We start from the raw sequence: 23571 nt of genomic DNA on the forward strand, positions 1-23571 counted from the left end.
GCAATGAGTATGTCAACAGCCACTGAAGTCATCGCTCAACACTGGGCGTTCGCCGTTTTTCTTGTCGTTGCAGTAGGCCTCTGCTGCCTGATGTTACTGGGCGCCGCGTTCCTTGGCGGGAGAGCCAGAGCACGCTACAAAAACACGCCTTTTGAGTCAGGTATCGCCTCTGTCGGCACTGCCCGGCTACGTCTTTCCGCCAAGTTCTATCTGGTCGCCATGTTCTTCGTCATCTTCGACGTTGAAGCCCTGTATCTCTATGCATGGTCAACGTCTATTCGCGAAAGCGGCTGGACCGGATTCGTGGAAGCTACCATTTTCATTTTGGTACTGCTGGCAGGTTTGTTCTATCTGGTGCGAATTGGCGCACTCGACTGGACACCAACACGTTCGAAAGGACCTGTTAAACCAAGCCCGGCGATTAATACCAACAGTCACCCTCAGTAAGCAGTCAAAGCGAGGCATTAAGATGGACTATACGCTCACCCGCATAGACCCGGACGGTGAGAACGACCGTTACCCCCTGCAGTCTCAGGAGGTCGTCGGCGATCCTCTTCAGGAACAGGTTAAACGCAGCGTCTTCATGGGAAATCTCCAGGAGTCGCTTCACGGAATGGTGAACTGGGGTCGTAAAAACTCCCTTTGGCCCTACAACTTCGGCCTTTCCTGCTGTTATGTCGAAATGGTGACGTCATTCACTGCGGTGCATGACGTTGCGCGTTTTGGTGCAGAAGTTCTGCGTGCTTCACCACGCCAGGCTGACTTTATGGTGGTGGCGGGAACCTGCTTCACCAAAATGGCTCCGGTTATCCAGCGTTTATACGATCAGATGCTGGAACCGAAATGGGTGATTTCGATGGGCGCCTGTGCGAACTCCGGCGGCATGTACGATATTTATTCTGTGGTGCAGGGCGTGGATAAATTCCTGCCTGTCGACGTGTACATCCCGGGATGTCCGCCGCGTCCGGAAGCCTATATGCAGGCTCTGCTGCTGTTGCAGGAGTCCATTGGTAAAGAACGTCGCCCATTGTCATGGGTTGTTGGCGACCAGGGTGTTTACCGCGCGAATATGCAGTCTGAAAAAGAGCGTAAACGTGCTGAGCGTATTGCCGTGACAAATCTGCGTTCGCCGGACGAGATTTAACACTGCGGTCTGAGAGTCAACCCTGAGGGGCGGTGTGTATGAATATCCCCCTTACGGCATAAATGACCATTTAGTGTGGTGAAAAAAATATGACAGATTTGACGACGCAAGATTCCGCCCTGCCAGCATGGCATACCCGTGATCATCTCGATGATCCGGTTATTGGCGAATTGCGTAACCGTTTTGGGCCAGAGGCCTTTACTGTTCAGGCAACCCGCACCGGAATTCCCGTGGTGTGGTTCAAGCGTGAACAGTTACTGGAAGCGATTACCTTTTTACGAAAACAGCCAAAACCTTATGTCATGCTTTTCGATTTGCATGGCTTTGATGAGCGTTTACGTACACACCGCGACGGTTTACCGGCCGCGGATTTTTCCGTTTTCTACCACCTGATCTCCGTCGAGCGTAACCGCGACATCATGATCAAAGTGGCATTGGCAGAAAACGATCTTCATGTTCCGACGATCACCAAAGTGTTCCCGAATGCTAACTGGTACGAGCGCGAAACATGGGAAATGTTCGGTATTACCTTCGACGGTCACCCGCACCTGACGCGCATTATGATGCCGCAGACCTGGGAAGGGCATCCGCTGCGTAAAGACTATCCGGCGCGCGCCACCGAGTTCGATCCTTACGAGCTGACTAAGCAGAAAGAAGAACTCGAGATGGAATCGCTGACCTTCAAGCCTGAAGACTGGGGCATGAAGCGTGGCACCGAAAATGAGGACTTTATGTTCCTCAACCTCGGTCCTAACCATCCGTCTGCGCACGGTGCATTCCGTATCATTCTGCAGCTTGATGGCGAAGAGATTGTCGACTGCGTGCCTGACGTCGGTTACCACCACCGTGGTGCTGAGAAAATGGGCGAGCGCCAGTCCTGGCACAGCTACATTCCTTACACCGACCGTATCGAATACCTCGGCGGTTGTGTAAACGAAATGCCGTACGTGCTGGCTGTTGAAAAACTCGCCGGTATCGTAACGCCGGATCGCGTTAACACCATTCGCGTCATGCTGTCCGAATTGTTCCGTATCAACAGCCATCTGCTGTACATCTCTACGTTTATTCAGGACGTGGGCGCGATGACTCCGGTGTTCTTCGCCTTTACCGATCGTCAGAAAATCTACGATCTGGTGGAAGCGATTACCGGTTTCCGTATGCACCCGGCCTGGTTCCGTATTGGTGGCGTAGCGCATGATCTGCCGAAAGGCTGGGATCGTCTCCTGCGTGAGTTCCTTGACTGGATGCCAGCCCGTCTGGACTCCTATGTCAAAGCGGCGCTGAAAAACACCATTCTGATTGGCCGTTCCAAAGGCGTGGCTGCTTACAACGCAGACGACGCTCTGGCCTGGGGTACCACCGGTGCTGGCCTGCGCGCAACGGGGATCCCGTTCGATGTGCGTAAATGGCGTCCATACTCTGGCTACGAAAACTTTGACTTTGAAGTGCCGACCGGTGATGGCGTCAGTGACTGTTATTCCCGCGTCATGCTCAAAGTAGAAGAACTGCGTCAGAGCCTGCGTATTCTGGAACAGTGTTACAAAAATATGCCGGAAGGCCCGTTCAAGGCGGATCACCCACTGACCACGCCGCCACCGAAAGAGCGCACACTGCAACACATCGAGACCCTGATCACGCACTTCCTGCAAGTGTCGTGGGGGCCGGTCATGCCTGCGCAAGAATCTTTCCAGATGGTTGAAGCAACGAAAGGGATCAACAGCTACTACCTGACCAGTGACGGCAGCACCATGAGCTACCGTACCCGTGTCCGTACACCAAGCTTCCCGCATTTGCAGCAGATCCCGTCCGTAATCCGTGGCAGCCTGGTATCCGACCTGATCGTGTATCTGGGCAGTATCGACTTTGTAATGTCAGATGTGGACCGCTAACGATGACAGATATCAATAAAGACTCTGAAGTTCAGTACATCAATATCAGCGAGCCTGTTGTACCGCCGGTGTTTGTGCTGAGTGACGCTGAACGTGAAGCGATTGAGCACGAAAAACATCACTATGAAGATGCCCGTGCGGCCTCTATCGAAGCGTTGAAAATCGTGCAGAAAGCGCGTGGTTGGGTGCCGGACGGTGCTATCTACGCGATCTCCGATGTTCTGGGCATTCCTGCCAGCGACGTCGAAGGTGTGGCGACATTCTACAGCCAGATCTTCCGTCAGCCGGTCGGCCGCCATGTGATCCGTTACTGTGACAGCGTGGTGTGCCACATCACCGGTTATCAGGGGATCCAGGCCGCGCTGGAACAACAGTTGCACATCAAGCCGGGTGAGACGACCGAAGACGGGCGCTTCACCCTGCTGCCGACCTGCTGCCTCGGTAACTGTGACAAAGGCCCGTCAATGATGATTGATGAGGACACGCACAGCCATCTGACGCCGGAAGCGATCGGCTCGCTACTGGAGCGCTACGCATGACATATACCCCAAGACACATTGAACGCACACCGGAGATGCATCCGCTGACCTGGCGTATGCGTGACGACAAACAACCTGTCTGGATCGATGAATACCGTAGCAAAAACGGTTACGTCGGTGCGGAAAAAGCCCTTAAAGGCATGGCCCAGGAAGAAATCGTCAATCTGGTAAAAGACGCTGGCCTGAAAGGGCGCGGTGGCGCAGGTTTCTCCACGGGTCTGAAGTGGAGCCTGATGCCGAAAGACGAAAGCATGAATATCCGCTATCTGCTGTGTAACGCCGATGAGATGGAACCAGGTACGTATAAAGACCGATTGCTGATGGAACAAATGCCGCACCTGCTGGTGGAAGGCATGCTGATCTCCGCATTCGCGCTGAAATCTTACCGTGGTTACATTTTCCTGCGTGGCGAATATATCGAAGCTGCGGTGAACCTGCGCCGTGCGATTGCTGAAGCGACTGAAGCAGGTCTGTTGGGTAAAAATATCCTCGGCACCGGGTTCGATTTCGAACTGATTGTTCACACCGGGGCAGGGCGTTACATCTGTGGTGAAGAAACCGCGCTGATCAACTCCCTTGAAGGCCGTCGTGCTAACCCGCGTTCCAAGCCACCGTTCCCGGCATCTGCCGGTGCATGGGGTAAACCGACGTGTGTCAACAACGTCGAAACCCTGTGCAACGTGCCAGCGATTCTTGAGCATGGTGTGGACTGGTACAAAGGTATTTCTGCGGGCAAAAGCGAAGATGCCGGCACCAAACTGATGGGTTTCTCCGGCCGGGTAAAAAATCCGGGCGTCTGGGAACTGCCGTTTGGGACTACCGCACGTGAAATTCTTGAAGAGTATGCCGGTGGCATGCGCGATGGCCTGAAATTCAAAGCCTGGCAGCCGGGCGGGGCGGGGACAGACTTCCTGACCGCCGATCATCTGGATTTGCCGATGGACTTTGCCAGTATTGGTAAAGCTGGTAGTCGTCTGGGGACTGCACTGGCGATGGCCGTTGACAATGAAATTGGCATGGTTCCGCTGGTGCGTAACCTGGAAGAATTCTTCGCCCGTGAGTCTTGTGGCTGGTGTACACCGTGCCGCGATGGTTTGCCGTGGAGTGTGAAGATCCTCCGTGCGCTGGAACGTGGTGAAGGCCAGCCAGGGGATATCGAAACTCTCGAACAGCTTTGCCGCCAGCTTGGCCCGGGCAAAACCTTCTGCGCACATGCGCCGGGTGCTGTGGAGCCATTGCAGAGTGCGATTAAATATTTCCGGGAAGAGTTTGAGGCGGGTATCGCCAAACAGCATTACAACAACGCGCGTGCGATTGCAGGCATTCAGCCAAACAATCTGCTGAAAGAGCGTTGGTAGTGAGGGCAACAGGCAGCGGACGTGAGCCCGCTGTGCGCGAATTCCCGGAACAAGGGACGCGCTGTCGAGTGATATACGCCAACCCGGCAAGAATTTTTGATTAACGCCCGCCGTCAGGCGGGCCACGTGGAAGCATGCTGACTATGGCTACGATTCATGTAGACGGCAAAGAATACGATGTAGACGGAGCGGACAACCTGTTACAGGCTTGCCTCTCTCTCGGCCTCGATATTCCTTATTTTTGCTGGCATCCGGCGCTGGGAAGCGTCGGCGCTTGCCGCCAATGTGCGGTTAAGCAATACCAAAATGCGGAAGACACGCGCGGTCGTCTGGTGATGTCATGTATGACACCAGCGTCTGATGGCACCTTCATTTCCATCGACGACGGAGAAGCGAAAGAATTCCGTGAAAGCGTCGTGGAATGGCTGATGACCAACCACCCGCACGATTGTCCGGTATGTGAGGAAGGCGGTAACTGTCACCTGCAGGATATGACAGTCATGACCGGCCACAGTATGCGCCGTTACCGCTTCACCAAACGTACCCACAACAACCAGGATCTCGGCCCGTTCATTTCACACGAAATGAACCGCTGTATCGCCTGTTATCGCTGTGTCCGTTACTACAAGGATTACGCGGACGGCACCGATCTGGGTGTTTATGGCGCACACGACAACGTCTATTTTGGCCGTCCGGAAGATGGTCCGCTGGAAAGCGAGTTCTCCGGTAACCTGGTCGAAGTGTGTCCGACCGGCGTATTCACCGATAAAACGCACTCTGAACGTTATAACCGTAAATGGGACATGCAGTTTGCGCCAAGCATCTGTCAGCAATGTTCTGTTGGTTGTAACACCAGCCCGGGTGAGCGTTACGGCGAATTGCGTCGTATCGAAAACCGTTATAACGGTACCGTAAACCATTACTTCCTGTGCGACCGCGGTCGTTTCGGTTATGGCTACGTGAACCTGAAAGATCGTCCGAAGAAACCATTGCAGCTGCGTGGTAACGACTGGATCGAACTTAACGCTGAACAGGCGATGCAGGGCGCGGCAGATATTATCCGTCAGGCTAAGAAAACCATCGGTATCGGTTCTCCGCGCGCCAGCCTTGAAAGCAACTTTGCTTTGCGTGAACTGGTCGGCGCCGAAAACTTCTACACCGGTATCAACGCGGCAGAGCAGGGCCGTCTGCAACTGATGCTGAACATTCTGCGCAACAGCGGTGTTCACACACCGGCGCTGCGTGAAATCGAAGAGTACGATGCGGTTCTGGTGCTGGGTGAAGACTTAACCCAGACCGGCGCGCGTATCGCACTGTCTGTGCGTCAGGCCGTTAAAGGCAAAGCCCGCGCGATGGCGGCGGCACAGCGTGTTGCCGACTGGCAGATCGCGGCAGTCCAGAATATCGGTCAGCATGCCAAACATCCGTTGTTTATCACCAACGTGGATAACACCAAACTCGACGACATCGCGGCTTACAATTACCGTGCACCGGTCGATGAGCAGGCTCGTTTCGGCTTTGCTATCGCCCATGCGCTGGATAATTCTGCGCCCGCGGTCAGCGATCTGGCTGATGGCCTGAACAAGAAAATCGACGTGATCGTGCAGGCACTGACCGGTGCGCGCAAGCCGCTGATCATTACCGGCACCAGCGCCGGTTCTGATGCCATTATCGAAGCGGCCGCCAATATCGCCAAAGCGCTGAAAGTAGCAGGCAGCGATGTCGGCATTACGTTCGTGGCCTCTGCGGCCAACAGCATCGGTCTTTCGATGATTGGCGGCGGTTCGCTGGATGAAGCGCTTGAGTTGCTAACCCGTGGTGATGCTGACAGCGCCATCGTGATGGAAAATGACCTTTACCGTCAGGCTCCGGAAGCCAAAGTGGATGCGGCATTAGCCAAGGTGCAGAATCTGCTGGTTGTTGACCATCAGCGTACGCGCATTATGGATAGAGCCAGCCTGATCCTGCCTGCAGCAAGTTTTGCCGAAAGCGACGGTACGCTGGTGAATCAGGAAGGTCGCGCACAGCGCTTCTTCCAGGTTTACGACCCGGCTTACTACGACACAACGGTTGCCATGCTGGAAAGCTGGCGCTGGATGCACTCGCTGCATTCCACCATCAACAGCCGTCATGTTGACTGGACTCAGTTGGATCACGTGATCGAAGCCTGTGTTGAAGCACTGCCACAGCTGAAGGGCATGGTAGAAGCTGCGCCAAACGCCAGCTTCCGTATTCGTGGTCAGAAACTGGCTCGTTCTCCGGCACGTTCAAGTGGTCGTACTGCCATGCGCGCGAACATCAGCGTGCATGAACCGCGTCAGCCACAAGATAAAGACACCATGTTTGCCTTCTCGATGGAAGGGAACAACAGCCCGACAGCTAACCGCAATCAGGTGCCATTCGCCTGGGCGCCGGGCTGGAACTCACCGCAAGCCTGGAACAAATTCCAGAGCGAAGTTGGCGGCAGTTTGCGCCACGGTGATCCGGGTGTGCGTCTGATTGAAGCCGGTGAGGGGACACTCGATTACTTCACCACTATTCCGGCTGCCTTTACTGCACAGCGCGATAACTGGCGTGTCGCGCCTTACTATCACCTGTTCGGCAGCGAAGAAATGACACAGCGCTCGAAGGTTATCCAGCAACGTATGCCAGAAGCCTACGTGATGGTTAACCCGGCAGATGCCGCGCAGTTAGGGGTGAACGCAGGTTCTCAGGTGGAATTCACCTGTGCCGGTCAGACACTGAAACTGCCGGTTCGTCTGAGCGAAACATTGAGTCAGGGCCAGGTTGGCCTGCCGCTGGGCTTACCGGGTATTCCTCCGGTGCTGGTTGGCGCAACGGTTGAAAATCTGCGGGAGGCAGCACAATGAGCTGGTTTACACCTGTAGTCATCGATTCGTTGATCGCCATTCTGAAAGCGGTGGTGATCCTGCTGGTTGTGGTGACCTGTGGGGCCTTCATGAGCTTCGGCGAGCGCCGTTTGCTGGGCCTGTTCCAGAACCGTTACGGGCCAAACCGTGTCGGCTGGGGCGGTTCCCTGCAACTGGTCGCTGACATGATCAAGATGTTCTTCAAGGAAGACTGGGTACCTAAATTCACCGACAAAGCCATCTTTACGCTGGCACCGATGATTGCGTTTACGTCCCTGCTGATTTCCTTTGCGATTGTTCCGGTCAGCCCGACCTGGTTCGCCGCCGATCTGAACATCGGTATTTTGTTCTTCCTGATGATGGCCGGTCTGACCGTCTATGCGGTGTTGTTCGCTGGCTGGTCCAGTAACAACAAATACTCGCTGTTGGGGGCGATGCGTGCATCCGCTCAGACGCTGAGCTACGAAGTATTCCTCGGTTTATCGCTGATGGGTGTTGTGGCGCAGGCGGGTTCTTTCAATCTGCAAGACATCGTCAATTCTCAGGCGCATGTGTGGAACATCATTCCGCAGTTCTTTGGCTTCGTGACCTTTGCGATTGCCGGCGTTGCTGTTTGCCACCGTCACCCGTTTGACCAGCCGGAAGCCGAGCAGGAACTGGCCGATGGTTACCACATTGAATATTCCGGTATGAAATTCGGTCTGTTCTTCGTGGGGGAATACATCGGTATCGTGACGGTCTCTGCGCTGATCGTCACCTTGTTCTTCGGTGGCTGGCAGGGGCCGTTCCTGCCGCCGTTTATCTGGTTTGCGTTGAAAACTGCTTTCTTCATGGTGATGTTCATTTTGATCCGTGCTGCTTTGCCGCGTCCCCGCTACGACCAGGTGATGTCATTTGGCTGGAAAGTTTGCCTGCCACTGACATTACTTAATCTGCTGGCGACCGCTGCGGTCATTTTGTACAACGCGCAATAAGGGGTGATGTAACCATGACATTGAAAGACATAGTGGTCGGGTTCGGTACCCAGGTTCGCAGCTTGTGGATGATAGGCATGCACGCCTTCGCCAAGCGCGAAACCCAGATGTACCCTGAAGTTCCGGTCAACCCACCTCCGCGTTACCGTGGCCGTATCGTGCTGACGCGCGATCCGGACGGTGAAGAGCGCTGCGTTGCCTGTAACCTGTGTGCAGTAGCTTGTCCGGTAGGCTGTATTTCTCTGCAAAAAGCAGAAATGAAAGATGGCCGCTGGTATCCGGAATTCTTCCGCATCAACTTCTCACGCTGCATTTTCTGCGGTCTGTGTGAAGAAGCTTGCCCGACAACAGCCATTCAGCTGACGCCGGACTTTGAGTTGGGCGAATTTAAACGCCAGGATCTGGTGTATGAAAAAGAAGATCTGTTGATTTCGGGGCCGGGTAAATATCCGGAATACAATTTCTACCGGATGGCCGGTATGGCGATTGACGGCAAGTCGAAAGGCGAAGCTGAAAACGAAGCCAAACCGATCAACGTCAAAGGTCTGATGCCTTAAGGAGCCGCAAGCATGGAATTTGCATTTTATATTGCAGCCCTGGTGGCCGTGTTGGCGACATTGCGTGTGATCACGCATACCAACCCGGTACACGCACTGCTGTATTTGATCGTCTCTTTACTGGCGATCGCTGCGGTCTTCTTCTCGCTCGGTGCGTATTTCGCCGGTGCCCTGGAGATCATCGTATACGCCGGTGCCATTATGGTGCTGTTCGTGTTCGTGGTGATGATGCTCAACCTTGGCAACGTCCAGGAGCAGGAACGCGCATGGCTTAAACCTGCCACCTGGATCGGGCCTTCGGTTCTGTCTGTCATCCTGCTGGTGGTGATGATCATGTCAATCCTCGGGTTACACGATCACGGCATCAAAGGTGACATGGTTGATGCGAAAGCCGTCGGTATCGCACTGTTCGGACCTTACGTTCTGGCGGTTGAACTGGCATCAATGTTGCTGCTGGCCGGTCTGGTCGTGGCATTCCATATTGGTCGTGAGCACAAACCCGGTGAAGTCTTTGGTGACGCACCGGTGACGACCGAAATGGCAACAAAAAGAAAAACGGAGGAGAGAGCATGATCCCTCTACAACATGGTCTTATTCTGGCCGCGATCCTCTTTGTGTTGGGGCTTACCGGGCTGCTGGTTCGTCGTAACCTGTTGTTTATGCTGATCAGCCTCGAAGTGATGATCAACGCGGCAGCGCTGGCGTTCATCGTGGCGGGAAGCTACTGGGGTCAGGCGGACGGTCAGGTGATGTATATTCTGGCTATCAGCCTGGCTGCGGCGGAGGCCAGTATTGGTCTGGCGTTGTTGCTGCAACTGTATCGCCGTCGCCACACTCTCAATATTGATACTGTCAGTGAGATGCGCGGATGAACTTACTCTATTTAACAATTCTGTTCCCACTGATTGGCTTCCTGTTACTGGCCTTTTCACGCGGTCGCTGGTCTGAAAATACCTCCGCTACCATCGGTGTCGGGTCGATTGGTCTGGCAGCGCTGACCACTATTTATGTGGGTATCAATTTCCTCAGCCAGAAAGCGGCGGGTGTTGAAGTCTTTAACCAGCATTTGTGGAACTGGATGCAGGTCGGGGATTTCAATATTCCCGTCACACTCACGCTCGACGGTTTGTCGATGACCATGTTGTCTGTGGTCACCGGTGTCGGTTTCTTCATCCACATGTTCGCTTCCTGGTACATGCGCGGTGAAGAAGGCTATTCACGCTTCTTCGCGTACACCAACCTGTTTATCGCCAGCATGGTGATTCTGGTACTGGCAGACAACCTGTTGCTGATGTACCTCGGTTGGGAAGGTGTGGGCCTGTGCAGTTACCTGTTGATCGGTTTCTACTACACCCATCCGGCGAACGGTGCGGCTGCGATGAAAGCGTTCATCGTGACCCGTGTTGGTGATGTGTTCCTGGCTTTCGCGCTGTTCATCTTGTACCGCGAGCTGGGTACGCTGAACTTCCGTGAACTGATGATCCTGGCACCGCAGAAACTGGCAGTAGGCGATACGGCGATCACCTGGGCGACCCTGATGTTACTGGGTGGCGCAGTGGGTAAATCCGCACAGCTTCCGCTTCAGACCTGGCTGGCAGACGCCATGGCCGGTCCGACGCCGGTTTCTGCGCTAATCCACGCCGCGACCATGGTGACTGCCGGTGTTTATCTGATTGCCCGCACGCACGGCCTGTTCCTGATGGCGCCGGAAATTCTGCATCTGGTGGGTATTATTGGTGCGGTCACGCTGGTTCTGGCAGGTTTCGCTGCGCTGGTGCAAACCGACATCAAACGTGTTCTCGCGTACTCGACCATGAGCCAGATTGGTTACATGTTCCTGGCGCTGGGCGTTCAGGCGTGGGATGCCGCTATCTTCCACCTGATGACGCATGCGTTCTTCAAAGCACTGTTGTTCCTTTCTTCCGGTTCGGTCATTTTGGCCTGCCACCATGAGCAGAACATCTTCAAAATGGGTGGATTACGTAAATCCATTCCTCTTGTCTATCTCTGCTTCCTGGTCGGTGGCGCGGCGCTGTCCGCCTTGCCAATCATCACTGCGGGCTTCTTCAGTAAAGACGAAATCCTCGCGGGTGCGCTGGCTAACGGCCACCTGAATCTGATGGTTGCCGGTCTGGTCGGTGCGTTTATGACCTCGCTGTACACCTTCCGCATGATCTTCATCGTCTTCCACGGCGAAGAAAAAATTAAAGCCCATGCGGGTAAAGGCATCACTCACCACCTGCCGCTGCTGGTGTTACTGGTTCTGTCCACCTTCATTGGCGCAATGATTGTTCCGCCACTGAAAGGCGTACTGCCGGATACCACTGAGCTGGCGCACGGCAGCGTGCTGACGCTGGAAATCACATCAGGCGTGATTGCAATTGCTGGCATTCTGCTGGCGGCAGCCCTGTATCTGGGTAAACGCTCGCTGGTCAACAGCATTGCGAAAAGCGCACCGGGACGTTTCTTCACGACCTGGTGGTTCCATGCCTGGGGCTTCGACTGGCTGTACGACATGATTTTCGTCAAACCTTATCTGCTGGTTGCGAAACTCCTGCAACGTGATCCGCTGAACTCAATGATGAATCTGCCTGCGCTGTTTGCCCGTCTGGGTAACCGTGGTCTGACTCTCAGCGAAAACGGTCAGGTACGTTGGTACGTCGCGTCAATGGGGCTCGGTGCAGTCGTTGTTCTGACGCTGCTGCTGGTGATTTAAGCCTGCATTACAGGTGTAGTTATCAATGCTGGCCTGTTCCCGTAACGGGCCGGCAAGTGAAATAGCCTTCGGGCATAAAAGAAGGGAACGACACGCCATGCTATTACCTTGGCTAATATTTATCCCCTTTATCGGCGGGCTGCTGTGCTGGCAGACTGAGCGCTTTGGGAGCAAAGTACCGCGCTGGATCGCGTTGATTGCGATGGGGCTGACGCTGGCTCTTTCCGTGCAATTGTGGTTGCAGGGAGGATATTCATTAACGACGCCTGCGGGTATTCCACAGTGGCAATCCGAGTTTTCATTGCCATGGATCCCACGTTTTGGCATCAGCTTCCATCTGGCACTGGACGGTTTGTCCCTGCTGATGGTGGTGCTGACCGGTCTGCTGGGTGTTCTGGCGATCCTCTGTTCCTGGCGTGAAATCCAGAAGTATCAGGGATTCTTCCATCTGAACTTGCTGTGGATCCTCGGCGGTGTCATCGGTGTGTTCCTTGCCATCGACATGTTCCTGTTCTTCTTCTTCTGGGAAATGATGCTGGTGCCGATGTACTTCCTGATTGCCTTGTGGGGTCACAAAGCGTCAGACGGTAAAACGCGTATCAGCGCAGCAACCAAATTCTTCATCTATACACAGTCCAGCGGACTGGTGATGTTGATTGCTATCCTCGGCCTGGTGTTTGTGCACTACAATGCCACCGGCGTATGGACATTCAACTATGCCGACCTGCTGAAAACGCCAATGTCGCACGGTGTTGAATATCTGCTGATGCTTGGCTTCTTCATCGCCTTTGCGGTGAAAATGCCGGTTGTGCCATTGCATGGCTGGTTGCCGGATGCACACAGTCAGGCACCGACCGCAGGTTCCGTTGACTTAGCCGGTATCTTGCTGAAAACCGCGGCCTACGGGATGTTGCGTTTCTGTCTGCCTCTGTTCCCGGAAGCGTCTCACCAGTTCGCACCGATTGCCATGTGGCTGGGTGTCATTGGTATCTTCTACGGTGCGTGGATGGCGTTCTGCCAGACCGATATTAAACGTCTGATTGCGTACACCTCCGTTTCGCACATGGGCTTCGTACTGATTGCCATCTACACCGGCAGCCAGCTGGCGTACCAGGGCGCGGTTATCCAGATGATTGCACACGGTCTTTCCGCAGCCGGTATGTTCATCATCTGTGGTCAGCTATACGAACGTCTGCATACCCGTGATATGCGCCAGATGGGCGGATTGTGGGGCCGGATTAAATACCTGCCAGCGTTGTCGCTGTTCTTCGCCGTCGCTACTTTGGGGATGCCGGGTACAGGTAACTTCGTCGGTGAAATCCAGATCCTGTTCGGCAGCTTCCCGGTTGTGCCGGTGATCACTGTCATCTCGACATTCGGTCTGGTGTTTGCCTCTGTGTATTCTCTGGCGATGATGCAGCGCGCTTACTACGGCAAAGCAAAATCTGACGAACCGCTGCCGGGCATGACCTCACGCGAACTGTCGATTATCCTGTTGCTGGTGGTATTGCTGGTGGCGCTGGGCTTCTACCCGCAGCCAATTCTGGATACATCAAGTGCAGCGATGACTAACATTCAGCACTGGTACGGGTCATCAGTTTCCACTATTTCAACGACAAGGCCGTAACTCGCCATGACATTTACACTTCAAAATCTGATCGCACTATTACCGCTGATGATCGTCGGATTGACGGTGGTGGTGGTGATGCTGTCCATTGCGTGGCGACGCGACCATTTTCTTAATGCCACACTGACAGTCATCGGGCTGAACGTTGCCTTACTTTCCCTTTACTACGTCGGGCAGGTCGGCCCGCAGGACGTCACACCGCTGCTGCGCGTTGACGGCTACTCGATGTTCTACATCGGGCTGGTGCTGCTGGCGAGTCTGGCCACCAGTACGTTTGCTTACCCTTGGCTGGCCGGTTATCCGGACAACCGCGAAGAGTTCTACCTGTTAGTTCTCATTGCGGCGATGGGCGGTATTCTGCTGGCATGCTCTAACCATCTGGCGTCAATGTTCCTCGGAATCGAACTGATTTCCCTGCCATTGTTCGGCCTGATTGGTTACGCCTACCGCCAGAAACGCTCGCTGGAAGCTGCCATCAAATACATGCTGCTGTCGGCTGCCGCATCATCCTTCCTGCTGTTTGGTATGGCGCTGCTGTACGCACAGTCCGGTGATTTGTCCTTTGCGTCACTGGGCAAAAACCTGGGCGACGGCGTGATGCTGCACCAGCCGCTGCTGATGGCCGGTCTGGGCATGATGATTGTGGGGCTGGGCTTCAAGCTGTCGCTGGTTCCGTTCCACCTGTGGACGCCAGATGTGTATCAGGGCGCACCTGCACCGGTCTCGACTTTCCTGGCAACCGCCAGCAAAATCGCGATCTTTGCTGTGGTGATGCGTTTGTTCCTGTATGCGCCGGTAGCTGACAGCGAATCCATCCGCATCGTGCTGGGCATTATTGCCTTCTGTTCGATTCTGGTGGGTAACCTGATGGCCATCAGTCAGAGCAACATCAAACGTCTGCTCGGTTATTCCTCCATCGCGCACCTGGGTTATCTGCTGGTGGCACTGATTGCGGTACAAACGCACCAGTTGTCGATGGAAACCGTGGGCGTATATCTGGCGGGTTATCTGTTCAGTAGCCTCGGCGCCTTCGGTGTGGTCAGCCTGATGTCCAGCCCGTACAAAGGGCCGGATGCTGAATCACTGTTCTCTTATCGTGGTCTGTTCTGGCATAAGCCAATTCTGTCTGCGGTGATGACCGTGATGATGCTGTCACTGGCCGGTATTCCGATGACGCTCGGCTTTATCGGTAAGTTCTACGTGATTGCGACCGGTGTGACCGCGCATCTGTGGTGGCTGACCGGTGCGGTGGTTGTCGGTTCCGCGATTGGCCTTTACTACTACCTGCGCGTAACGGTGAGCTTGTATCTGAGTGCGCCGGAAACGCTGGTACGTGATACGCCAAACAACTGGGCGCTCACGGCGGGTGGGGTAGTAGTACTGATTTCCGCGATTCTGGTGCTGCTGCTGGGTATCTTCCCGCAACCGTTGATTTCGCTGGTACAGATGGCGCAACCGCTGCTCTGATAAAGTCTGCAAACGCAGTCTGAAAGCTGACGAAGCCGCTCGCATGAGCGGCTTTTTTAATCGTATTGGTTAGATATTGTGATGCAAATCACATTTATATGTACGTTCAATAAATTATTACATTGGTTTTGTGATCTCTCCCATTTCATTATTCCTGCCAATGCGTACACTGCGCGCTTGTTCAGATTCGTACAGGTTCACACCATGAATGTTTTAGTGATGATCGCCATTACCACCGGTATCCTCTCCGGTATCTGGGGCTGGGTTGCGATTAGCTTTGGCCTGATAAGCTGGGCGGGTTTTCTTGGATGCACGGCATATTTTGCGTGTCCGCAGGGCGGATTACGCGGATTGCTGATCAGCACGCTGACCTGTCTCAGCGGTGTATTCTGGGCTGTCGTGATCATCGCGGGAAGCGCAATGCGTCCGGAATGGAGCATTCTTGGTTATCTGCTGACTGGCGTAGTGGCGTTTCTGATGTGTATTCAGGCGCGTCAGCAGTGGCTGGCCTTTGTACCGGGTACCTTTATTGGTGCCTGCGCGACCTTCGCCGCACAAGGTGACTGGCGTCAGGTGGTGGTATCTTTGCTGGTCGGGCTGGTATTCGGTTATGCAATGAAAAACAGCGGATTATGGCTGGCAAAACAGCGTGAAAAGCAGCAAAGCGACGCCAGGAAAGGGGCGGTTTTCACTGAAACGAAGGGGTCAGAAGGTTCTTAATTCCTCGGTTTTTCTGCAGTTTAGGGCGGATCCTTCAGGCAATTACTCCTGATATACGCTAGGGTTAAAAGCAGTCTATGCTTTTACACGAACACATCATAAGGAGATAACCATGGCTGACCAATTTGAGACACAGCAAAATTCGCTGGACGACGATTTACGCATGCTGACTGAAACGCTGGAAGAAGTACTGAAGTCCTCTGGTGACAAAGCGGATGAGAAGTACATTCAGGTCAAAGCACGCGCAGAAAATGCGCTGAAAGACATCAAATCACGTATTGACCCGGCTGCACGCTCTTACTGCAAGAAAGCCCGCCTGGTAGCGGAAAGAACTGACGACTATGTGCATGAAAACCCATGGCATGGTGTGGGTGTCGGTGCTGCCGTAGGTCTGGTTGTCGGCCTGCTTCTGCGTCGTTAATCTGACTGAACAGGGGCAGCGCGTGCTGCTCCTGTTTTGTTTCTCCCGGTTTGCTTACTCCTTTCTCCCTGCCTATACTCCTTCTTAGCTAATGGCACTCACTTCAGCTTGATCTGTCGCATATTTTCATTTTTCGTATCGCCGCATAATTCATCCGTAATTGATCCAACCCGTTTTTTGATCCAGAAGGGTATTTCTGCCCGTCACTAAACATCCGGTATGGCCTGAGGTAGCGGTGAAACAAATATCAGCAATCATTGAGCAGCTTGATACGACGCTGGCAGGCGAATGGCCTGATGCAGCGGGGATCCGGCAGTTCAGTTATTCCCTGCAAAAACAGCCTGACACCGGCCTGCTGGAATGGTTGTCTGCGCAACCCTGCTACCCGAAATTCTACTGGCAACATCGTGATGGCAATGAAGAAGCCGCTGTTTGTGGTGATGCCTACTCATTTTGCGATACCGCCCGGGCACAGGCGTTCATCCGCGAGCACCAGGATGAACCCGATTTGCATATCTGGGGGTTGAATGCGTTTAACGGGGCTGACGGGGCTGCAATAGCTGCCAACGCACTGTTTCTTCCGCGCATCGAACTTTGCCGTCAGGGAAACAGTTACTGGCTGCGGTGTACCGTTTTCAGCCCACATTCTTTACGCGATGAGGCACGTCGCACCCGCTTATTTTTACGTTCACTGGTCGTCAGTCGCGCCTTACCGTCGATCGCTTCCCGTGTATTGCAACATCATCATTTACCGGACGAGCCTCAGTGGAAACAGTTGATAGACCGCGCGCTGTCGGGTATTGAGCAGCATCAGTTCGACAAAGTGGTGCTGGCGCGAAAAACCACCTTAACGCTCAGCCAGCCGCTGAATGCCTGCGCATTTCTTGCCGCCAGCCGCGACGTTAATCATCACTGTTACCATTTCATGCTGGCTTTTACCCCGCAACAGGCGTTTCTGGGCTCCAGCCCGGAACGTTTATTCTTGCGTGATCACACCGAACTCTATACCGAAGCGCTGGCGGGAACCGTGGCCAATCATCCCGATGACCGGGAAGCGCGGGCGCTGGGGGACTGGCTGCTCAGCGATGGCAAAAACCAACGCGAAAATTTACTGGTCGTCGACGATATCTGCCAGCGCTTACAGGGCGGGGCGCATTCGCTGGATGTGACGCCAGCGGAGATTTTACGTCTGCGCAAGGTGCAGCATTTACGCCGCAATATTCACGGTGAGCTGACCGACCCCGATGACGCTGCTTGCCTGCAACGTCTGCAACCGACCGCAGCAGTGGCCGGATTACCCCGTCAGGCCGCGCGTGAATTTATCGCCGAATTTGAGCCTTTTGACCGCGAGTGGTATGCCGGTTCCGCCGGGTATCTCAGTGCTGAACAAAGTGAATTTACCGTCGCGTTACGTTCGGCGACGGTGAAAGGACATCATCTTGAACTCTACGCAGGCGCGGGGATTGTCGCCGGTTCTGACGCTGCACAGGAATGGCAGGAAATCGAAAACAAAGCCGCTGGTTTGCGCACTTTGTTGGAAGAGCATTACACCCCTGCCGTTCAGGCCGGATAACCCCTTGCCGGAGTGAATTGAACATGTCTGTTGCCGTCTTTAACCGCCGCTGGGCGACGCTTATCCTCGAAGCGTTAACCCGACATCAGGTGCAGCATGTGTGCATCGCGCCCGGTTCCCGCTCTACACCGCTAACCCTTGCCGCCGCCGCGCATCCGCACCTTATCTGCCACACCCATTTTGATGAACGCGGCCTTGGCCATCTGGCTCTCGGGCTGGCAAAAGCCAGCGGGCAGCGGGTGGCGATCATCGTCACCTCCGGCACGGCGGTGGCAAATTTATATCCGGCGCTGATCGAAGCCGGGCTGACCGGCGAAAAGCTGGTGTTGCTCACGGCTGATCGTCCGCCGGAACTCATCGATTGCGGTGCGAATCAGGCTATCCGCCAGACCGGCATGTTTGCCAGTCACCCCGTCGGGACGCTGGATTTACCGCGTCCGACGCCTGAAATCAGTGCGCGCTGGCTGGTTTCTGCGCTGGATAATACGCTGGCGCAGCAGACGCACGGTGCCGTGCACATTAACTGTCCGTTCGCCGAACCGTTGTATGGCGAGGACAACGGCGAGCATCAGGACTGGTTGCTGGCGCTGGGCGACTGGTGGCAGGGCCATGAACCGTGGCTGAATTATTCTCAGGTTTTGCCTGCAATCGCGCAGCCGGACTGGTTTTCCTGGCGGCAAAAGCGCGGCGTCATTATCGCTGGCCGTCTTTCTGCCTGCGAAAGTGAACAGGTGGCACAGTGGGCGGCGCAACTGGGCTGGCCGTTGATCAGTGATGTGCAGGCATCAACCGGCAATCCGCTTCCCTGCGCAGATTTGTGGCTGGCATCGCCGCAGGCGCAGGCGATACTGGCGCACGTCCAGTTGGTTATCCAGTTCGGTGGCGGTCTGACCGGTAAGCGCCTGCTGCAATGGCAGGCGACCTGTCAACCCGATGAATACTGGCTGGTTGACCCGCTGTCAGGCCGTCAGGATCCGGCGCAGCATCGCGGTCGTCGTCTACAAGCCCGCGTCAGTGAATGGTTACAGTCTCACCCGGCACAGCCTCAGCCTGACTGGGCAGAAGCCCTTGAGCATTGCTCGCAGCGGGCGTTACATGCGGTTGAAACCCGTCTCGACGGTGTATTTGGCGAGGCCGCCGCAGCGTGGCAGCTTCCGGCTTTATTACCTGAGCACGGCCAGTTATTTCTTGGCAACAGTCTGATTGTTCGTCTGGTGGATGCCTTTGCCCAACTCCCCGCCGGTTATCCTGTTTTCGCCAATCGCGGGGCAAGCGGTATTGACGGGCTGCTGTCCACCGCCGCAGGTGTGCAGCGCGCGACCTGCAAACCGACGCTGGTGCTGCTGGGTGATATCTCTGCACTTTATGATTTAAACGCGCTGGCGCTGATGCGTCAGTGTTCCGCGCCGACGGTGATTATTGTGGTGAATAACAATGGTGGACAAATTTTCTCGTTGTTGCCAACGCCCGAAGCCGAGCGGCAGCGTTTTTACTGCATGCCGCAGAACGTCAGCTTCAGCCATGCGGCAGCGATGTTTGGTCTGGATTATGCCTGTCCGGCATCGATGTCTGAGCTTCATCATGCCGTCAGACAATGCTGGCAGCATGGTGGCGTGAAACTGATCGAGTTGAAAGTCAGTGAGACAGAAGGGGCAGAATGCCTGCGTTCGCTGGTGAAGGAGATGAGCGCATCATGACGCTGGCCTGTCACACACTCAACCCAGAGGTTAAAGATCGTCCGTGGCTGGTGTTTCTCCACGGCCTGCTGGGCAGTGCAGATGACTGGCAACCCTTACTTCCTGCGCTTGAAGGCTGGCCTTGTCTGTTTGTGGATTTACCGGGACATGGTCGTTCCGCGTCGCTGACCGCTGCCGGATTTGCGGATGTCAGCCAGCTGTTAACCGATACCCTGCACGAAAATAACGTCACTGCGTACTGGCTGATCGGCTACTCGCTGGGGGGGCGCATCAGTCTGTATCACGCCTGTCAGGGTGATCGCAGCGGATTGCAGGGGCTGCTGGTGGAAGGCGCACATCCGGGGCTGACCTGTCAGGCTGAACGCGCACAACGCCGCCATCATGATCAGCAATGGGCGGCTCGCTTTTTGCAAGTACCGTGGAAACAGGCGCTGGAAAGCTGGTATCGCCAGCCGGTGTTTTCCAGCCTGACCGATGCGCAACGCCAGCAAATGATCGTGCTGCGTGAGAACAACAACCCGCACACTGTCTCTGCCATGCTGGCGGCCACGTCGCTTTCGGTACAGCCTGATTTACGTGCACAATTGCTGCGGCTTTCCCTGCCGGTTGTGTGGTTGTGTGGCAGTCAGGACGCCAAGTTTATTCATCTTGCGCAGCAATCCGGTTTCGGGCTACGCACTGTCGCTAATGCCGGGCATAACGCCCACCGTGATAACCCGGCGGAATTTGCCCGTCAGGCGCTGGCATTTATTACTTCACCTGTCTTAAAGGAAGTTGAACATGATTTATCCTGATGAAAAAGAACTGTACGCGCCGGTCGAATGGCGTGATTGTACCGGCGAGTTTGAAGATATTCGTTACCACAAATCTACCGACGGCATCGCTAAAATCACCATCAACCGTCCGCAGGTTCGCAATGCATTTCGTCCGCTGACCGTCAAAGAAATGATCCGCGCACTCGACGATGCCCGTAACGACGAAGGCATCGGCGTGATCGTGCTGACCGGTGAAGGCGAAAAAGCCTTCTGTGCGGGCGGCGATCAGAAAGTGCGTGGCGATTACGGTGGTTATCAGGATGCCAGCGGTGTGCATCATCTCAACGTGCTGGATTTCCAGCGCCAGATCCGCACCTGTCCGAAACCAGTCGTGGCGATGGTTGCTGGTTATTCCATTGGCGGCGGCCATGTTCTGCATATGATGTGTGACCTGACCATTGCGGCAGATAACGCCATCTTCGGGCAGACCGGCCCGAAAGTTGGTTCTTTCGACGGCGGCTGGGGCGCATCCTATATGGCGCGTATCGTCGGTCAGAAAAAGGCCCGTGAAATCTGGTTCCTGTGCCGTCAGTACGATGCCAAAGCGGCGCTGGATATGGGGCTGGTCAACACCGTAGTTCCTCTGGCTGATCTGGAAAAAGAAACGGTGCGCTGGTGTCGTGAAATGCTGGAAAACAGTCCGATGGCACTGCGTTGCCTGAAAGCCGCACTGAACGCCGATTGCGACGGTCAGGCAGGGCTTCAGGAACTGGCAGGGAACGCCACAATGTTGTTCTACATGACCGATGAAGGTCAGGAAGGTCGCAACGCGTTTAATGAAAAACGCCAGCCGGACTTCAGCAAATTTAAGCGTAATCCATAATGCGTCGCGCCACGGTGTACCGGTACAGCGTGCCGATGGAAGCTGGGGTGGTGCTGCGCAATCAGCGCCTGAAAACCCGCGACGGTTTTTTGGTGTCACTGTGGCAGGACGAAGCAACGGGTTGGGGCGAAGTTGCGCCGCTGCCCGGTTTTAGTGTGGAAGATGTGTCTCAGGCGCAGGATGCCGTTCAGCATGGCCTGAGCCAGTGGGTGCAGGGGGCCTCGCTGGCTGCCGTTGCCTCTGCGTTCAGTGCTTTACCTTCGGTGGCTTTCGGGCTGAGTTGTGCGGACGCCGAATTACGCGGCGAATTGCCCGAAGTGCTGAGCACGCGCTGTGCACCGTTGTGTCATGGCGATCCGAATGAGCTTTATGCGCGTCTGGGGGCGCTGCCGGGCGATTTTCGCGGCAGGAAAGTGGCTAAGGTGAAAGTGGGATTGTACGAATCCGTCGGCGATGGTCTGAATGTCAGTATGTTGCTGGAAGCCTTGCCGGAACTGCATTTGCGCCTTGATGCCAACCGCAGCTGGACGCCGGTCAAAGCCGAAGGGTTTGCCCGTCATGTGGCGCCCGAACTGCGTTCACGCATCGCGTTTATCGAAGAACCGTGCCTGACCCGCGAGCAGTCCCGCGATTTCGCCCGTCTGACCGGTATTGCGATCGCCTGGGATGAAAGCGTGCGCGAAACCGGTTTTACCGTGAAGGCCGAACCCGGGCTGGCGGCGATCATCATCAAACCCACGCTGACCGGCAGTCTGATGCGTTGCCGTCAGCTGATCGCGCAGGCGCATGCCGCAGGGCTGGAAGCTGTGATCAGTTCCTCCATCGAGTCGAGTCTCGGGCTGACACAACTGGCGCGCATTGCCCAATGGCTGACGCCGGACGCCATTCCGGGGCTGGATACGCTGGATCTCATGCGGACGCAGCTTATCCGTCGCTGGCCGGGCTCTGAATTACCGCTAACGGATGTGTCTGATCTGGAGATTGTGTGGCAGAGCAAATGATCAACGACTGGCCATGGCGCGAAAGGGCAAACCTTTCACCTTTTGCCGTAGCGCTGAAAGCGGGAGATATCACCTGGTGCTGGCGTGATTTACAGCACCGCATCGACACGCTGGCAGCCGGTTTTATTGCGCAGGGTGTAGGCGAGGGTGCGGGTGTGGTTTTGCGCAGTAAAAACACCCTTGATGCCGTACTCAGCTATCTGGCGTTATTACAAACCGGCGCGCGCCTGTTACCGCTTAATCCGCAACTGCCGTGGGTATTATGTGATGAACTGCTTTCGCAACTCGATATCGCTTTCGTACTGGATCTGGCGGAGCCGGAACTGCCGCTGAATATTCCCGCGCTGACCATGCAGAATGCCTGTTGGCTCAGTTCTGCCGGATGGCAACCGCAGCGTATTGCCACGCTGACGCTGACATCGGGTTCCAGCGGTTTGCCGAAAGCCGCAGCACATACGGTTGCCGCCCATCTCGCCAGTGCGGCGGGTGTGCTGAACCTGATCCCTTTCACCCGTAATGATAGCTGGTTACTTTCTCTGCCACTGTTTCATGTTTCCGGACAAGGCATCGTCTGGCGCTGGCTGCTGGCCGGCGCTACGCTGATGCTGTCCGAAGACCAACCGCTCGATGCAGCGCTGGCAGAATGCAGCCACGCTTCGCTGGTACCGACGCAACTCTGGCGTCTGCTGCAAGGCACGCCGGTGCCTGAAAAGCTGACAGACGTTTTGCTTGGTGGGGCGCAAATTCCTCTGGCGCTGACTGAACAGGCAGAAAAAGCAGGAATACGCTGCTGGTGCGGATATGGGCTGACGGAAACTGCGTCCACAGTGACGGCGAAACGAGCCGATGGCAGCGCCGGTATCGGTCAGGTATTGGCGGGGAAGGAAGTCAAAATCGTTGACCAGGAGATCCTGATCCGTACCGACAGTATGGCCAGTGGTTACTGGAAAAACGGTCAGCTATCACCGGTGACTGATGCGCAAGGGTGGTTGCATACCCGCGACCGTGGCACGTGGATTGACGATGAACTGCAGGTGGCCGGGCGGATGGATAATTTGTTTTTCAGCGGCGGAGAAGGGATCCAACCTGAAGATATCGAGAAAGTGCTGGTCAGCCACCCGCAGGTTTCGCAGGCATTTGTGGTTCCGGTGGAAGATGAGCAATTTGGTCAGCGACCGGTCGCCGTGCTCGAAGCACAAGCCGGGCTGGTGTATGAGGAACTCAATCGCTGGCTGAGCGATAAGATACCGCGTTTCCAGTTGCCGGTGGCCTATCATCCGCTGCCCGGGGCTTTGTCGCAGGGGGGGATTAAAATCTCGCGGGCGAGCGTCCGGCAATGGGTAGAAATGCTTTCGTAAAACAATAGCCCGGAATAAACAA

21 protein-coding genes are annotated in these 23571 nt (G+C 55.3%); all 21 read left to right on the forward strand.

The genetic code is table 11. The annotated features are described in order from the left end of the window. Positions 1-3 precede the first annotated feature (3 nt). The 21 genes from GW591_RS01910 to menE all read left to right on the forward strand — a co-directional run bounded on the left by GW591_RS01910 (position 4) and on the right by menE (position 23549). Entirely contained in the window at positions 4-447 is a 444-nt protein-coding gene (locus tag GW591_RS01910) for an NADH-quinone oxidoreductase subunit A (protein ID WP_013574589.1), read from the forward strand. Between the two features lie 22 nt (positions 448-469). Next, the gene (locus GW591_RS01915) at positions 470-1144 is read left to right on the forward strand and encodes a NuoB/complex I 20 kDa subunit family protein (protein ID WP_013574590.1); all 675 of its coding nucleotides are present in this window, start codon (positions 470-472) and stop codon (positions 1142-1144) included. Between the two features lie 89 nt (positions 1145-1233). After that, a complete protein-coding gene (gene nuoC / locus GW591_RS01920) occupies positions 1234-3033 on the forward strand; it encodes an NADH-quinone oxidoreductase subunit C/D (RefSeq protein ID WP_013574591.1) in 1800 nt (599 codons plus the stop codon). Positions 3034-3035: 2 nt separating this feature from the next. Next, positions 3036-3572: an NADH-quinone oxidoreductase subunit NuoE gene (gene nuoE / locus GW591_RS01925; protein WP_013574592.1), complete on the forward strand. Its 537-nt coding sequence runs from the start codon at positions 3036-3038 to the stop codon at positions 3570-3572. Next, positions 3569-4930 carry an NADH-quinone oxidoreductase subunit NuoF gene (nuoF, locus tag GW591_RS01930; RefSeq protein WP_013574593.1) on the forward strand — a complete coding sequence of 454 codons (1362 nt, stop codon included), beginning with the start codon at positions 3569-3571 and terminating at the stop codon, positions 4928-4930. The genes nuoE and nuoF overlap by 4 nt, the downstream gene beginning before the upstream one ends. Before the next feature lie 143 nt (positions 4931-5073). After that, a complete protein-coding gene (gene nuoG / locus GW591_RS01935; protein ID WP_126124692.1) occupies positions 5074-7800 on the forward strand; it encodes an NADH-quinone oxidoreductase subunit NuoG in 2727 nt (908 codons plus the stop codon). Further along, positions 7797-8774 carry an NADH-quinone oxidoreductase subunit NuoH gene (gene nuoH, locus GW591_RS01940; protein WP_013574595.1) on the forward strand — a complete coding sequence of 326 codons (978 nt, stop codon included), beginning with the start codon at positions 7797-7799 and terminating at the stop codon, positions 8772-8774. Before nuoG ends, nuoH begins: the two co-directional genes overlap by 4 nt. Positions 8775-8788: 14 nt before the next feature. Next, positions 8789-9331: an NADH-quinone oxidoreductase subunit NuoI gene (nuoI, locus tag GW591_RS01945; protein ID WP_013574596.1), complete on the forward strand. Its 543-nt coding sequence runs from the start codon at positions 8789-8791 to the stop codon at positions 9329-9331. Between the two features lie 12 nt (positions 9332-9343). Continuing rightward, complete coding sequence (gene nuoJ, locus GW591_RS01950) at positions 9344-9904, forward strand: NADH-quinone oxidoreductase subunit J (RefSeq protein ID WP_013574597.1); 561 nt, start codon at positions 9344-9346, stop codon at positions 9902-9904. Continuing rightward, positions 9901-10203, forward strand: coding sequence for an NADH-quinone oxidoreductase subunit NuoK (gene nuoK / locus GW591_RS01955; protein WP_004936014.1), 303 nt, complete (start codon positions 9901-9903; stop codon positions 10201-10203). Before nuoJ ends, nuoK begins: the two co-directional genes overlap by 4 nt. Beyond that, positions 10200-12047: an NADH-quinone oxidoreductase subunit L gene (nuoL, locus tag GW591_RS01960; RefSeq protein ID WP_013574598.1), complete on the forward strand. Its 1848-nt coding sequence runs from the start codon at positions 10200-10202 to the stop codon at positions 12045-12047. Before nuoK ends, nuoL begins: the two co-directional genes overlap by 4 nt. Before the next feature lie 97 nt (positions 12048-12144). Further along, positions 12145-13674, forward strand: a complete 1530-nt coding sequence (nuoM, locus tag GW591_RS01965) for an NADH-quinone oxidoreductase subunit M (protein WP_112151208.1) — start codon at positions 12145-12147, stop codon at positions 13672-13674. Positions 13675-13680: 6 nt separating this feature from the next. Continuing rightward, positions 13681-15141 carry an NADH-quinone oxidoreductase subunit NuoN gene (gene nuoN / locus GW591_RS01970; protein ID WP_013574600.1) on the forward strand — a complete coding sequence of 487 codons (1461 nt, stop codon included), beginning with the start codon at positions 13681-13683 and terminating at the stop codon, positions 15139-15141. 204 nt (positions 15142-15345) lie between these two features. Continuing rightward, positions 15346-15861 (forward strand): DUF1097 domain-containing protein, encoded by a 516-nt coding sequence (locus GW591_RS01975; RefSeq protein WP_013574601.1) that lies wholly within the window; start codon positions 15346-15348, stop codon positions 15859-15861. A 112-nt stretch (positions 15862-15973) separates the two neighbouring features. Beyond that, positions 15974-16282, forward strand: a complete 309-nt coding sequence (gene elaB, locus GW591_RS01980) for a stress response protein ElaB (RefSeq protein WP_013574602.1) — start codon at positions 15974-15976, stop codon at positions 16280-16282. Positions 16283-16517: 235 nt separating this feature from the next. Then, positions 16518-17855 carry an isochorismate synthase MenF gene (gene menF, locus GW591_RS01985; protein ID WP_037036193.1) on the forward strand — a complete coding sequence of 446 codons (1338 nt, stop codon included), beginning with the start codon at positions 16518-16520 and terminating at the stop codon, positions 17853-17855. A 23-nt stretch (positions 17856-17878) separates the two neighbouring features. Next, a complete protein-coding gene (gene menD, locus GW591_RS01990) occupies positions 17879-19552 on the forward strand; it encodes a 2-succinyl-5-enolpyruvyl-6-hydroxy-3-cyclohexene-1-carboxylic-acid synthase (RefSeq protein WP_112198242.1) in 1674 nt (557 codons plus the stop codon). Beyond that, a complete protein-coding gene (menH, locus tag GW591_RS01995) occupies positions 19549-20346 on the forward strand; it encodes a 2-succinyl-6-hydroxy-2,4-cyclohexadiene-1-carboxylate synthase (RefSeq protein WP_013574605.1) in 798 nt (265 codons plus the stop codon). Before menD ends, menH begins: the two co-directional genes overlap by 4 nt. Further along, positions 20333-21190, forward strand: a complete 858-nt coding sequence (gene menB, locus GW591_RS02000; protein WP_013574606.1) for a 1,4-dihydroxy-2-naphthoyl-CoA synthase — start codon at positions 20333-20335, stop codon at positions 21188-21190. Before menH ends, menB begins: the two co-directional genes overlap by 14 nt. Continuing rightward, on the forward strand, positions 21190-22191 hold the full coding sequence (gene menC, locus GW591_RS02005) for an o-succinylbenzoate synthase (protein ID WP_013574607.1): 1002 nt from the start codon (positions 21190-21192) through the stop codon (positions 22189-22191). Before menB ends, menC begins: the two co-directional genes overlap by 1 nt. After that, a complete protein-coding gene (gene menE / locus GW591_RS02010; RefSeq protein ID WP_191996188.1) occupies positions 22188-23549 on the forward strand; it encodes an o-succinylbenzoate--CoA ligase in 1362 nt (453 codons plus the stop codon). Before menC ends, menE begins: the two co-directional genes overlap by 4 nt. Positions 23550-23571: the final 22 nt, after the last annotated feature.

Source organism: Rahnella aceris, from assembly GCF_011684115.1.
In the GTDB taxonomy this organism is placed as follows: Bacteria; Pseudomonadota; Gammaproteobacteria; order Enterobacterales; family Enterobacteriaceae; genus Rahnella; species Rahnella aceris.

Coding starts and splice junctions, on each gene's coding strand:
- GW591_RS01910 (WP_013574589.1), top strand. CDS start 4: ATGAGTATGTCAACAGCCACTGAAGTCATCGCTCAACACTGGGCGTTC.
- GW591_RS01915 (WP_013574590.1), top strand. CDS start 470: ATGGACTATACGCTCACCCGCATAGACCCGGACGGTGAGAACGACCGT.
- nuoC (WP_013574591.1), top strand. CDS start 1,234: ATGACAGATTTGACGACGCAAGATTCCGCCCTGCCAGCATGGCATACC.
- nuoE (WP_013574592.1), top strand. CDS start 3,036: ATGACAGATATCAATAAAGACTCTGAAGTTCAGTACATCAATATCAGC.
- nuoF (WP_013574593.1), top strand. CDS start 3,569: ATGACATATACCCCAAGACACATTGAACGCACACCGGAGATGCATCCG.
- nuoG (WP_126124692.1), top strand. CDS start 5,074: ATGGCTACGATTCATGTAGACGGCAAAGAATACGATGTAGACGGAGCG.
- nuoH (WP_013574595.1), top strand. CDS start 7,797: ATGAGCTGGTTTACACCTGTAGTCATCGATTCGTTGATCGCCATTCTG.
- nuoI (WP_013574596.1), top strand. CDS start 8,789: ATGACATTGAAAGACATAGTGGTCGGGTTCGGTACCCAGGTTCGCAGC.
- nuoJ (WP_013574597.1), top strand. CDS start 9,344: ATGGAATTTGCATTTTATATTGCAGCCCTGGTGGCCGTGTTGGCGACA.
- nuoK (WP_004936014.1), top strand. CDS start 9,901: ATGATCCCTCTACAACATGGTCTTATTCTGGCCGCGATCCTCTTTGTG.
- nuoL (WP_013574598.1), top strand. CDS start 10,200: ATGAACTTACTCTATTTAACAATTCTGTTCCCACTGATTGGCTTCCTG.
- nuoM (WP_112151208.1), top strand. CDS start 12,145: ATGCTATTACCTTGGCTAATATTTATCCCCTTTATCGGCGGGCTGCTG.
- nuoN (WP_013574600.1), top strand. CDS start 13,681: ATGACATTTACACTTCAAAATCTGATCGCACTATTACCGCTGATGATC.
- GW591_RS01975 (WP_013574601.1), top strand. CDS start 15,346: ATGAATGTTTTAGTGATGATCGCCATTACCACCGGTATCCTCTCCGGT.
- elaB (WP_013574602.1), top strand. CDS start 15,974: ATGGCTGACCAATTTGAGACACAGCAAAATTCGCTGGACGACGATTTA.
- menD (WP_112198242.1), top strand. CDS start 17,879: ATGTCTGTTGCCGTCTTTAACCGCCGCTGGGCGACGCTTATCCTCGAA.
- menH (WP_013574605.1), top strand. CDS start 19,549: ATGACGCTGGCCTGTCACACACTCAACCCAGAGGTTAAAGATCGTCCG.
- menB (WP_013574606.1), top strand. CDS start 20,333: ATGATTTATCCTGATGAAAAAGAACTGTACGCGCCGGTCGAATGGCGT.
- menC (WP_013574607.1), top strand. CDS start 21,190: ATGCGTCGCGCCACGGTGTACCGGTACAGCGTGCCGATGGAAGCTGGG.
- menE (WP_191996188.1), top strand. CDS start 22,188: ATGATCAACGACTGGCCATGGCGCGAAAGGGCAAACCTTTCACCTTTT.